9 protein-coding genes are annotated in these 12,601 nt (G+C 61.2%); 5 read left to right on the top strand and 4 right to left on the bottom strand.

The features are described from left to right. Nucleotides 1-11: 11 nt before the first annotated feature. The 3 genes from JSS27_12780 to folP all read right to left on the bottom strand — a co-directional run bounded on the left by JSS27_12780 (nucleotide 12) and on the right by folP (nucleotide 3,523). Nucleotides 12-767: a DUF4928 family protein gene (locus JSS27_12780; protein MBS0209817.1), complete on the bottom strand. Its 756-nt coding sequence runs from the start codon at nucleotides 765-767 to the stop codon at nucleotides 12-14. Nucleotides 768-876: 109 nt separating this feature from the next. Continuing rightward, a complete protein-coding gene (gene dcm / locus JSS27_12775; protein ID MBS0209816.1) occupies nucleotides 877-2,319 on the bottom strand; it encodes a DNA (cytosine-5-)-methyltransferase in 1,443 nt (480 codons plus the stop codon). Between the two features lie 403 nt (nucleotides 2,320-2,722). Then, nucleotides 2,723-3,523, bottom strand: coding sequence for a dihydropteroate synthase (gene folP, locus JSS27_12770; GenBank protein ID MBS0209815.1), 801 nt, complete (start codon nucleotides 3,521-3,523; stop codon nucleotides 2,723-2,725). A gap of 573 nt (nucleotides 3,524-4,096) precedes the next feature. Here folP and lysA point away from each other — a divergent pair. From lysA to JSS27_12745, 5 genes are all read left to right on the top strand, one after another. Next, nucleotides 4,097-5,398: a diaminopimelate decarboxylase gene (lysA, locus tag JSS27_12765; protein ID MBS0209814.1), complete on the top strand. Its 1,302-nt coding sequence runs from the start codon at nucleotides 4,097-4,099 to the stop codon at nucleotides 5,396-5,398. Between the two features lie 385 nt (nucleotides 5,399-5,783). Continuing rightward, nucleotides 5,784-6,179 (top strand): 4Fe-4S binding protein, encoded by a 396-nt coding sequence (locus tag JSS27_12760; GenBank protein ID MBS0209813.1) that lies wholly within the window; start codon nucleotides 5,784-5,786, stop codon nucleotides 6,177-6,179. 507 nt (nucleotides 6,180-6,686) lie between these two features. Then, nucleotides 6,687-8,141 (top strand): MBOAT family protein, encoded by a 1,455-nt coding sequence (locus tag JSS27_12755; GenBank protein ID MBS0209812.1) that lies wholly within the window; start codon nucleotides 6,687-6,689, stop codon nucleotides 8,139-8,141. 15 nt (nucleotides 8,142-8,156) lie between these two features. After that, nucleotides 8,157-9,452 carry a hypothetical protein gene (locus JSS27_12750; GenBank protein ID MBS0209811.1) on the top strand — a complete coding sequence of 432 codons (1,296 nt, stop codon included), beginning with the start codon at nucleotides 8,157-8,159 and terminating at the stop codon, nucleotides 9,450-9,452. Between the two features lie 5 nt (nucleotides 9,453-9,457). Further along, complete coding sequence (locus JSS27_12745; GenBank protein ID MBS0209810.1) at nucleotides 9,458-10,711, top strand: hypothetical protein; 1,254 nt, start codon at nucleotides 9,458-9,460, stop codon at nucleotides 10,709-10,711. Between the two features lie 317 nt (nucleotides 10,712-11,028). Here JSS27_12745 and JSS27_12740 read toward each other — a convergent pair whose 3' ends face one another. Beyond that, the gene (locus tag JSS27_12740) at nucleotides 11,029-12,345 is read right to left on the bottom strand and encodes an ABC transporter permease (protein MBS0209809.1); all 1,317 of its coding nucleotides are present in this window, start codon (nucleotides 12,343-12,345) and stop codon (nucleotides 11,029-11,031) included. Nucleotides 12,346-12,601: the final 256 nt, after the last annotated feature.

The following is a 12,601-nucleotide window of genomic DNA, read 5'->3' as shown; positions in this document are numbered from 1 at the left end:
CGGTGGATTAACTAGGATTTAGCAAGCTCGTCGATGTTCCTGCCTAAATACGCTTCTATCGAGTCAACGCCAACGCCAGGCTTAGATAACATCGCGACGTTTTGCGATGCGCCCTCAAGTTTGGACCGCGGGACAAGAAGTAGCGCTTTGAGTCCTCGATCGAGGTTTGCCTGGATTTTGGAGTAAACGCCAGCCATTGGAGCGACTGTGACGTGAAACACAGTCCTGTTGACCTGAAAATCGCCTTCGTGACCTACTTGATCGTCACCAGAGCTATACGGTTTGTTACGGATTTCAATTTCTGGGTAGATCAGTGCGAGTTTGGCTCCGATAAGGTATTCGGCCACCGCGCCAGCCTTGCCGCTCGTTTGGGCATTGGCCAGGATTTCTGAAATCAAATTGCCTGCATCGTGATCAGCGTTGAACCTAGCTTTGACTCGCTTTTTCTTGAAATGCAGAGCAACGTAGTTATCAACAATGTGCCGCTGCATTGCCGTTAACGCTAGTTCCCTACTTTCGGTTGCCAGATCAAGTCCTTTGATCGTCTGAAGTAAGTCAGCGATGTCACCGCGTGCGCCTCGGTTTGTTCGTCCGCCTACCTTGGTGAGTTGCCTAGTCTCGCCATATTCGGCGAGCACTCGTGCGACCGATTCCGCCGAGAGTGTCGCAATCTGAGCACCCTGTTCGGCCACGTGGCGCTCAATATCGAGATCGAAGTCAGTGCGCAGTCTCTGCAAGACCACGAGCGCCGCGCAGAGCGTCCCCATAGCTGGCAGTTTGTCTCGATAGAGCGAAAGGTTCCCGTACCACGTAGCCAGGGCACGAATTGCGTCAGCCTCTATGGACACTACTTGGCCCCTGAGATTTTTTGAGTGACTATCGGGTCAACGATCCAACATACTTCTCAATCAACCATTCAACGGCTGGCACGCAAACGGCGTCGCCGAAGCCGAACAATGCTTGATTAAGCGACACTTCGATCTTGAAGCTATCCGGCACACCTTGAAGCCTGGCGCATTCGCGAGCGGTAAGGAGTCGCACTCGGTATTTGCCGCGCCCCGCTTTGAAAAGAATCTGGCGACCGCTGCCACCTCGCGGGGTACGTAGGCAGCCCGCGATACCGTCAGTCCGCAGCTCGGCCATGCTCTTACCATAGCGCACGCGACGGAAAGCGGTCGCATAGCTGTAAGAGCGACCGCGAATCATGCGATCGGCCTGCTCGCGATGCCGGTTGCTCAGTTGCGACATAAAGTAATCTGTGCGCTCTTGATTCCACCAATGCTTATCGTTGTCGGGTAGGTCTTCGAGAATGTCGGTGAGTTGCTTCTGCGGCTTGGGCAAGCGGGGCAGTGATCGAATGTTCCAGCGAATGTGCTGGTTTGCAAAGATGAACTTGCACAACGCTTCGGAACGTGCGTCGCTCTCTTGAGCCAGTGTATTTCGCTCGCCGCCCTCGTCGCGCTGGGCAATCACGAATAGTCGTGCCCGACTTTGCGGCACCCAGCGTTGCGCGTTGAGGATCACCGCGTCGGCGGTGTAACCCAGTCGATTGAGTTCCAATAGCGCCTGCTCGAAATCTTGGCCGCCACGACTCATCAAGAACCCAACGACGTTTTCCAGCAACACGAGTCGCGGGGCGCGATCCTTTAAATTCTCAAGCAGCGATGTTAGTCCCCAGAATGCTGAAGACTCCTTGCCGGACAGTCCCTCCCACCGACCGGCGATCGACAAGTCATTACAAGGGAACGACGCGGTAAACAGGTCGCAATCGGGGATGTCTTTCGCTTTGAGCTTGTGGATGTCTTCGACGACCAAATGGTCATCGGACGGCCAGTTCGTTTGGTACATCTGCGCTTTGTCTTCGCAGATGTCATTCGCGAAGACGACGTCCCAACCTTGCCGCTCAAGGGCCAGGCGAACCAGACCTATGCCCGCAAAAAATTCAGCCGCCTTAGGGCGGCCGTTCGACTCCCCATTTGCGGGGGCGCTGAGGCGATATTTGCGTTCCGAGAGACGTTCCAGAGTAACGACGCTCCCGGCCTTGATCTGATGGTGGGCGTAGAACTTGCCGATGGACGCCCGCTCGCGAATGAACCCGCGAGACTTGCCGGTGCGTCGGTCGCTACCGATGTCCGTTTTTACGCAGGTGTTCAGGCCATCGAGGACAATCTCGACCCGATGATCACCGTTGCCGTTCTTGCGCGGCGTGCCAATCACGTCGGCGGGGAAGAAGTCGAGGTGCTTGTTGACATAGAGGTGATTATTCCGCAGGTTTCCAGCGGTCACCTCAAGCTGTCGTGTCTTATCCTTAACGGGCATTGGCGGTCGTCCATGTCGGCTTGGCGGGGATGGACGGAATTATAGCCGAACGATGCCGACTCAACACCCGATAGCCCCCGGTTGGCCTTAACTCCCAGCGGATTGGCGTGGAGAATTGCCAACGTGCGACCGATTACCCCTCACCCCCAACCCCTCTCCCGCAAGGGGCGAGGGGAGCGTTCGAGGTGGCGTTTTCATCTGCTGCTACGACAGTTCTCAGAGGGGTGGCCCAGGTGCTTGCACCTGGGTGGCCGAAGGCCGCAAGAAACCTCAGACGCCGTCTCGTGCGGGTGGCGAGTTTCCATTGGGGTTGCGCGTGCCCATCGAGTTTCTTGTTGCTGCGCAACACCGATGGCCAGGTCATCGGTGCCACCCAAGAGGATCGAGCGTGATGCGATTATTGCTAAGCCGGCTTGGAATCGTCCTCGAGGCCCCCGGCGGCTTCGAAGAGTTGTAGCGCTTGCCGGTTCGCCGCTACGTCGTGGACGCGGATGATTTGGACGCCTTGTCGGGCCAGGCCGAGGGTCGCCCCCACCGTGCCGGCCGTCCGGTCGGCCTCTTTGTCGCCGATGACCTTGGCGATAAAACCCTTGCGCGAGTGGCCAACCAACAGCGGGCAGCCGAGCGCGTGGAACCGCCACACGCTGCGCAGCAACTCCAGGTTGTGCTCGTGCGTCTTGCCAAAGCCCAGGCCCGGATCCAGGCAAATCCGCTCGCGCGTTATGCCCGCATCGAGCAGCAGGTCGCGGCGCTGGCACAGGTAGGCCAGAATCTCGGCCACCACGTCCTCGTAGCGGGGGTCGTTCTGCATGGTTTGCGGCGTGCCCTGCATGTGCATGGCGCACACGCCCGGCTGGCGCGCGACACACAACGGCAACATGGCCGGATCCCCTTCCAGGCCGGTCACGTCGTTGACGATCTCGGCACCGGCGTCCAGGGCCGCGGCCGCCACCTCGGCCTTGGACGTGTCGATGCTGATCGGCACGCCGGCCGCGCGGCACAGTTCGCGAACCACCGGCAGCACGCGGCGCAATTCCTCGGCGGCCGTGACGGGCTCGCTGTAGGGGCGCGTGCTCTCGCCGCCAATGTCGAGCAGATCGGCCCCTTGCTGGACCAGGGCCAGCCCGTGGGCCACGGCCGCGGCGGGGTCAAAGTGCCGGCCGCCGTCCGAGAAGCTGTCGGGCGTGACGTTGACAATGCCCATCACCAGCGGGCGTCGCGGCAGCGCGAGCGAACGAGTGCGGAGTTGCCAGGCGGTGGCGCGCATGGGCACGAGGCCGAGGTGGAGAAGCGACGGAATGTTACTTCAGCAGATTCTAACGCAAACCGGTCGGCATTGCAGGAAAGGCGGAATACCAACCACGACGACACGACGGCACGACGAGGGAGGGATTTACCACGGAGGAAAAGAGGGAGATTGAACCGCAAAGAACGCGAAGAAAACCGAAGACGTTTTGAATCGCAGAGGGCGCTGAGTTTCGCAGAGAAAAAATCCAACTCTTAATCTCCGCGATCCTCTGCGCTCTCTGCGTTTAATCTCCTCGTATTACCTTAGCGCCCTTTGCGTCTTTGCGGTTCAACCTTCTTCGCATTGCCCCCGTCGTGCCGTTGTGTTGTCATGGTCGAATTCCCTTCATCATTCTCGGCCAAAACGCCCCGTCCCGCGCCAGGTTTCGCCGGGGCCTCCGGGGGCTGTCGCGGGGCTAGCGCCCGATGATAGAATCGACGTCTTCGAGCGTTCGTCATGTTTCCGCTTCCGTTTTCTGGTGAGTCGACCATGCCTGTTTCGCAACGTCTCCGCCCCGCCACCGCCGCAGACTTCCCGCCGCTGCGCAACGAGATTGCTGGCCTGAAGGTGCGGCAGTTGGCCGTCGATTTTGGCACGCCGACGTTCGTCTATGACGCCGCCAAGATCGTCGAGCGGATCAACGACCTGCGAGCGTTCGACACCATTCGCTACGCGCAGAAGGCTTGCTCGAACCTGGCGATTCTCGATCTGATGCGCCGCAACGGCGTCGTGGTCGACGCGGTCAGCGCCGGCGAAATCCGCCGCGCCCTGGCGGCCGGCTACCAGCCGGGCGGCACGCCGCCGCAGATCGTCTACACCGCCGACATCTTCGACGCCGACGCGCTCGACCTGGTCGTCAAGCATGGGCTGCACGTCAACTGCGGCTCGCCCGACATGATCGCTCAGCTTGGCGCCCGAGCGCCGGGCAGCGAGATCACTCTGCGGATCAACCCTGGCTTTGGCCACGGTCACAGCCAAAAGACCAACACCGGCGGCGAGCAATCGAAGCACGGCATCTGGCACGAGCAACTCGACGATTGCCTGCGCCAGGCCGACATGGCGGGCCTGAGCGTCACGGGGCTGCACTTGCACATCGGCTCGGGGACCGACCTGGACCATCTGTCGCAAGTCTGCGGCTCGATGAAGCGGCTGGCCGGCGAAGTGGGCCGCTCGCTCACCACGATCAGCGCCGGCGGCGGCTTGCCGGTGCCGTATAAGGCGGGCGATTCTTACATCGACATCGAGACGTATTTCGATCTGTGGAACGCCACGCGGCATCGACTGGAAGAGCAGTTCGAGCACCCGGTCCACCTGGAAATCGAGCCAGGGCGTTACCTGGTGGCCGAGTCGGGCTACCTGGTCACCGAGATTCGCGCCGTGAAGCAGATGGGTGGCAACACGTTCTATCTGCTCGACGCTGGGTTCAACAATCTGGCGCGGCCCATTCTCTATGGCGCGCATCACCCGATGTCGCTCGTCCTGGCCCACGGCACGATCGAGCATCGACCCATGCTCGATGTCGTGGTCGGCGGGCCGTTGTGCGAGTCGGGAGACATCTTCACCCAGACCGACGGTGGCATTGTCTGCCGGCGTTCGTTACCCGCCGCCGAGGTGGGAGACTTGCTGATCATCGAGGTCGCCGGCGCTTACGGCTTTGCGATGGGCTCGAACTACAACAGCAAGCCGCTGGCGGCCGAAGTGTTGATCGAAAACGGCAAGGCCGAGCTGATTCGCGCGCGACAGACGTTCGAGGATCTGATTCGCGGCGAGCGCATCCCCGGCCGCTCTTAATTCGGAAAAAGACCAACCACGACGGCACAACGACACGACGTGGGAATGCCCAGACAGGGAATTTGAACCGCCAAGACGCAAAGGACGCCAAGCAGACCAAATACAGTTGAATCGCAGAGGACGCGGAGAGACGCAGAGCAGGGATTCATAAAATCAGCCCCGCAGTCCTCTGCGCTCTCTGCGATTAAATCTTCTGCGTTTCCTTGGCGATCTTTGCGTCTTGGCGGTTCAACTTTCATCCTTTCCGGCGCGTAACTGCTGCTGGCGTGCCCGGATACATTAAAACTGCTGTTCCGATTGGCCTTTGCTGGCCGATTACCTACAATACCCTCGGGTGCGTGAAATTTTTCACGAACCGATCTTCTCTATCTGAAGGACGTTAGCGATGGCCAAAGCCGGCCCTCGAAAGAAGCTCCCCAAAGAGCTCGCCGTCATCAACGCCGACAACTGCACCGGCTGTGAAGCCTGCTTGGAGGTGTGTCCGGTCGACTGCATCGTGAAGATTCAGCAGTACGACCAGTTCCACAACCTGCAAAGTTTCTGCCAGATCGACCTCGAACGCTGCGTCGGTTGCGAAGTCTGCGTGCATATTCCCCAGAAGAAAACGAATCCGTACGAGCTGACGGTCTGCCCCTGGAACGCGATCGAAATGGTGCCCACCGAGACGGTGGCCGTCGTTGTGTCGCAAATCGGCGGCCCGCCCGAGTACATCGAAGCCAACTGGGACCGACTGGTCGGCACGGCGCAGCATTTGGCCGAGTTGAAAGCCGCCAACGGCTAACCCGCGCGGCATCAACAGTCACTCAATCTCCCACAAGCCCAGGGATCCCACCCCCTGGGTTTTTTCTTGCGCGCACTCGAATGGAAAGGAATTGAACCGCAAAGACGCAAAGGACGCCAAGAAATGCCGAAGAGAATTCGACCACGACGACACGACGGGCACGACGTCAGAAAGATAAGGAAAGCGAACGTGAAAGCGAGGCTCGCGAGCCAGTTGCCCGGTGACTAAATCGCAAGCGTGTTTCGCTCCTCCTTCCTCTACCGCACGTTCTTCTTTGCGCCCTTTGCGTCTTTGCGGTTCAAATCCTCTGCCGCTGTCTTTCCGACGTCGTGCCCGTCGTGTCGTCGTGGTCGAATTGCTTTTTCCCTCGTCACGTTTCTCGCACTTTTCACCGCTAGCAGCGCTGGCACGCGCTCCATCGACCTTGACCCACACTGGCCAGACTTTCTATAGTCCCGGCCCCCAAGTGTCGGCTGTTCCTGTACTTTGCGCCGCGAGAGCCGTGCCGTGCTATTCAGCTCGCCAGTCTTTTTGTTCTTGTTCCTCCCCGTGTTGTTGGCCCTGTACGCCGTCTGTCCGCAGCGGGGCAAGAACGTGCTGCTGCTGGCGGCCAGCTTGCTGTTCTATGCCTGGGGCGAGCCGCTGCTGATCCTGGTGATGTTCGCCTCGATCGGCATGAACTACGGCTTTGGGCTGTGGGTCGAGCGAGCCCGTAGCGCCACCGGCCGCCACATCGCCATCAGCGCCGCCGTGGTCGGCAACCTGGCGCTGTTGGGTTACTTCAAATACGCCGGCTTCCTAATTCAGAATCTGAACGTGCTGTTGGCCGCGGTCGGGCTGCCCGAGTTGGGCAGCACGTACGTCGTGATGCCGATCGGCATTTCGTTCTACACGTTCCAGGCCATGTCCTACGTCATCGACGTTTATCGGGGCGAGACGCGGGCGCAAAAGAACCCGATCGTCATGGCCCTGTACATCGCGTTGTTCCCGCAACTGATCGCCGGGCCGATCGTTCGCTACGTTGACGTCGCGGCCCAGATGGCCCAGCGCCGCGTCACGCTGGCCGGCTTCAGCAGCGGCATCCAGCGGTTCATCATCGGCCTGGGCAAGAAGATGCTCCTGGCCAATGCCGCGGCCAGCGTGGCCGATTCGATCTTCGACATTCCCTCGCACCAGTTGTCGCTGACCGTCGCCTGGCTGGGCATCGTCTGCTATGCCGTGCAAATCTACTTCGACTTCGCCGGCTACAGCGACATGGCCATCGGCCTGGGGCGGATGTTCGGCTTTGAGTTCCTGGAGAACTTCAACTACCCGTACATTTCGCGTTCGATCACCGAGTTCTGGCGGCGCTGGCACATCTCGCTGTCGACCTGGTTCCGCGACTATGTCTACATTCCGCTCGGCGGCAACCGCCGCGGCCCGGCGCGGACTTACGCCAACTTGCTGATCGTGTTCCTGCTGTGCGGGCTCTGGCACGGCGCCAGTTGGAACTTTGTGATTTGGGGCGCGTTTCACGGCGCGTTCCTGATCATCGAGCGCGGCGCCGTCGGCCGTTGGCTAGCGCGCGCCTGGGGCCCGGTGCAACACCTCTACGCGCTGGTTGTGGTGCTGGTCGGCTGGGTCTTCTTCCGGGCCGAAACCTTCCCCATGGCGCTCGGCTACCTGGGAGCGATGCTGGGCCTGAATGGCCTGTCGAGTGTCGAGTACCCGCTGGCGCTGTTCCTCGACTCGGGCGTGATCGTCGCCTTGCTGGCCGGCGCGCTGGCCAGCACGCCGATCGTCCCTTGGCTGGTGCGGCGCTACGAGCAGCAAACCGTCCGCACGCTCGACGCCTGGCGGCAGACGGCCCTGGCCACCGGGTGGGAGCTGTCGCGATTGGCGGGCCTGACCCTGATCTTCGTCGGCTCAGCCGCCAACATGGTCGCCTCGACGTACAACCCGTTCATTTACTTCCGCTTTTAGCGCCGACAGATCGAGATGGCCGACACGCGTTACGAACCGCCGCACCTCGCCGCCGGGTACACCCTGGCGCCGACGTTCGCGCTGCGCTTGCATCGCTCGGCCAATTTCGTGCTGGCCGTCGTGTTCGTGGCGGCCATGTTCGCGCCAATGACCGGCTTGTGGCGCGACGGCGTGTCGGAGGTGATCGAGCGAACCGAGAAGCGCCGGGCCTCGCCGTTTCCCAAGCTGGAAGGGCACTGGCACGGGCCGCTGTGGGTGCCGCGCAAAGGGACGCTGCTCGAGTTTCCCGGCACGTTTGAAGTCTGGTTCAACGATCATCTCGGCGGCCGGCGCCAGATCATCGGCGTCCGCAACCTGGCCACTTACACCGGGCTGGCTTCCGAAACCGTCGTTCGCCCCCAACAAGGCCAGGCTCGCAACGCCCAAGTCATCATCGGTCGCGAAGGTTGGCTGTTCGCCACGGTTGAAAATCTGGTCGACGACTTTCGCTGCTCGAAACCGTTCAGCGAGGCGGAGCTGGACCGCTGGGAGCAAGTCCTTGTCGCGCGGCACAACTGGCTGGCGCGGCGGGGCATTAAGTACGTGCTAATGATCGCGCCGAACAGCCACACGATCTACGGCGAGTACATGCCGCGCAATTTGACCAAGGTGAACTCGTATTCGCGAACCGATCAACTGCTCGCTCGTCTGCGCGAGCGAACCGACATGGTGACCGTTGACCCGCGCGAGCGACTGATCGCCGGCAAAGCCAACTGGCCCACCTACCACAAGACCGACACGCACTGGAACGACTACGGCGCGTTCCTGGCCTATGAACACCTGTGCCAGGCGCTGCAAGGCTGGTATCCGGCGCTGCGGCCTTGGCGGATCGACGATTACCACGTCACCGTTTGCGAGGCCGAAGGTCAAGAACTATCGCACGCCGTCGAGTCGATCGTCCGCTTTCCCGAGCAAATGGTAAAGCTTGCGCCCAAGCAGCCGCGCCGCGCAATCGCCGTGGGCAACTTGCCGGTCTCGGCCGGTGAATCGCGCATCACCAATCAACCCCAGGCCGAACTGGGCCGGGCCGTGGTGCTGAACGATTCGTTCTTCTGGGCGCTCTGGCCGTTCGTCAGCGAACACTGGCAGCACGTCCGCTATGCCTGGACGGCTGATTTTCCCACCGACCTGATCGAGCAGGAACGGCCTGAGATCGTGATCCAGGAAATGGTCGAGCGCCGGCTGATGATCTATGACCCGAAGAACCCGGCGGCCATCGACACCGAACAGCAAATGTACCTGGCCAAGCAGCCGGGCAATACGACTCGCTAACGCCCATGCAACCAGCGCGAATCAATATCACGCCGCCAGCGCGCCGCCTTAGCGACCTGGCCCTCGTTGTCCTCTTCATCTTGGGCTGCTTCGCACCGCTGACGGCTCTGAACCGCCCGGGCGTTGGCGAGTTGATCGAACGAACCGAGAACCGCCGGGCCGCCAAGTTTCCGGACGTCGAAACCAAGCGTTACGGACTGGTCACGTTGCCGCGCACCGGCGTGCTGCGGACGTTTCCGTTGCAGTTCGAGAGCTGGTTCAACGATCACTTGGGCGCGCGGCGGTCGCTGATTCGGCTGTACAACCTGGGCGTGACGTCGGGCGTGACGACCCAGCAACTGACCCGGACCTCGAACAAGGAAGTTCGCGGCTCGATCGTGATGATCGGCCGCAACGGCTGGCTGTTCTCGACCATCGATGATTCGACGGCGGACTATCGCTGCCTGAAACCGTTCACTCCCCCGCAACTCGACCAGTGGCAACAGGTATTCGCCGCCCGGCAGCAATGGCTGGCCGCGCGGGGCATTCGCTATGTGCTGATGGTCTGTCCCAACCAGCAAACCGTCTACTCCGAGCACCTGCCGTTGGGCATGACGCGAGTGAACCCCCAGTCGCGCTGGCAGCAGCTTTCGGCCCATCTGCAAGTCCACACCAACCTGGCCATTGTCGACCCGTGCCAACGGCTGATCGACGGCAAGGCGAACTGGCCCACCTATCACAAGACCGACAATCATTGGAACGACTACGGCGGCTACTTGGGCTATCGCCAGACGTGCGAGACGCTGGTCCCGTGGTTTCCGCAGTTGCGGCCCGCGTCGCTCGATGACTTTACCGTCTCGCGACAAGCAGCCGACGGGCGACTGCTGGCGGTGGCCATCGAGTCGATCCGCCGCTACTCCGAGGATTTGGTGACCCTCACGCCCAAGCAGCCTCGCCAGACGAAGTCGGGCCCCGCCGACTGGTCGAAGGGGTACAGCGATTTCACGTCGAGCTGTCCGACCGGCGAGATTCGCCGCGTGGTGATGCTGCACGATTCATTTGGCGAAGCGATCGGCCCGTATCTGGCCGAGCACTTCCAGCACGTGCGCTACTTGGGGGTGAACACCGGCTTTCCGGCCGACATCATCGCCCAGGAGCAACCCGACCTGGTGATTCAAGAAACGGTCGAGCGCCGCTTCATGGTGAACGAGCCGTCGAACCCGCCGCAGGTCGAGTACGACCTGCAACTCGTCCGCCAGAACAGCGCTCAGCCGCGGTGAATTCACCACAGAGGACACAGAGGACACGGAGTCAAAAAACAACGACGAAAGGGATTCGACCACGACGACACGACGGACACGACGTAAGAAAAATAGTGACGTGTAATTGCGAACAACGCGCGAGTCTATGACCATGCGGCTAAACCGCGAAGCGTTCTTCACTCTCCCGTCTTTCTCCGTGTCCTCTGTGCCTTGTGATGAAAACCGCGTTTTCTCCGCCTCCTACGTCGTGACCGTCGTGTCGTCGTGGTCGAACTCTTTTCGTCTTCTTCGCGCCCCTTGCGTCTTTGCGGTTCAATCGCATTTACTTCGTCATTTCAACTCGACAGCGTCTTCGCCACGTCGGTGCGATAAGCCGTGACCGCCGGCAGCAATCCGGCCAGGCCCGCGGCGACGATGATCACCGGCAACAACAGTAACTCGATCGGCGTGTGGACCAGCGTATCGCCCAGCCGGCTGCGCGTGCTCGGGTCCAAGAGCACCCCAAGCTGTGGCGATTCCCAGAAGTGGATCGACACGCCGGTGTAGTTCTCGATCACTGGGCTCAACAGCCCGATCAGCCCGTGCCCCAGTGCCCAGCCGCACAATCCTCCGACGGCGGCCAGCAGCAGCGATTCGAGCAAGACGACCGTCAGCACCGTGCGACGACCGGCGCCGAGGGAACGCATGATGGCGATGTCGCGGCGGCGCTCGGCCATGGAGTTATAGATGCTGACCATCAGCCCCACACTGGCCACGATCACCACCAGCACCGCCAGAGCCAGTAAAATAAATAACATCGGCGCGATCAGCGTCTCGAACAGCAGCTTCACCTCGCGAGTTGGAAATACCGCCTGGGCCACGGGACCGTCGAACACGGCGCGCTGCAGCGCCTGGCCAAAGGCGTCCATCTTGCAACGGACCAGCACGGCCGACACCGCCCGTTGATCCTCGGGGAGCGGCTCGCCTTTGGCTCGCTTGGGTGCGCCCGCGGGGGGCGCCTCGGCATGGCCATCGAGCAGATAAAAACCTTCGATGTTCACGAACAGGGCGTAATCGCTGCGCGTGCCGGTGGGGGCTAGGACGCCGACGACCTTGAACGCGTCGTGCTTGTGGCCGATCTCGTCGTGTGCCAGTCCGTGCGTCGGCTCGAACGCGCTGCCCACCTTCAGCCCGGTGCGTCGGGCCACTTGCGAACCGACGACCGCCTCGAAGTAACCCTGCGGCTCGAACGCGCGTCCCGTGGCCAACACATAGGGCTTGCCCGGCAAGGTACCGGCCGGAAAGAAGTCGACCGACGTGCCGATAACCCGAAAGCCTTCATAGTTGTCCCCCAGGCAGATCGGCACCGCCGTCGACACGTAGTTGGCGAACTTGCCGCCGGGGAGGAACTCCTTGTAATAGCTGTAGGGGATTTTTCCCGGCGGCGTCCCCAGATGAAAGATCGCGTTCAGCACCAGTTCCAGCCGTCCGGCTTTGGGACCGACGACGAGGTGAAAACCTTCGGAGCCGCGCGCGAACGAGGAGCGAATGGTGGCGTAGATGACCAGCACCACGACGACCAGCGCCACGCCGAGCGCCATCGAAAACGCCGTCAGTGCCGACGACAGCCGGCGGTATTTCAAGCTGTTCCAGGCGATTCGCCACAGACTCATGTTACTTGATTACTCTTTTGAAGTTCTGAAATCCGATGAGCCGCCAAGGCGAAATGACGGCAAGAATTCGACCACGACGGTCACGACGGTCACGACGTAGGAGGCAGAGAAAATGCAGTATTCACCACGGAGGCACAGGGAAAGATGGAGAAGTGAAGAACGCTTCGCGGTTTAGCCGCAGGGCCACAGGCCCGCGCGCTGCCCCATCGTACTCATCACTCACCACTCATCATTTCCTACGTCGTGTCCGTCGTGC

The sequence above is a fragment of the Planctomycetota bacterium genome (assembly GCA_018242585.1).
Classification (GTDB): domain Bacteria; phylum Planctomycetota; class Planctomycetia; order Pirellulales; family PNKZ01; genus JAFEBQ01.
The sequence above is the reverse complement of the archived record's forward strand: the minus strand, read 5'-3'. Positions and strand labels throughout refer to the sequence as shown.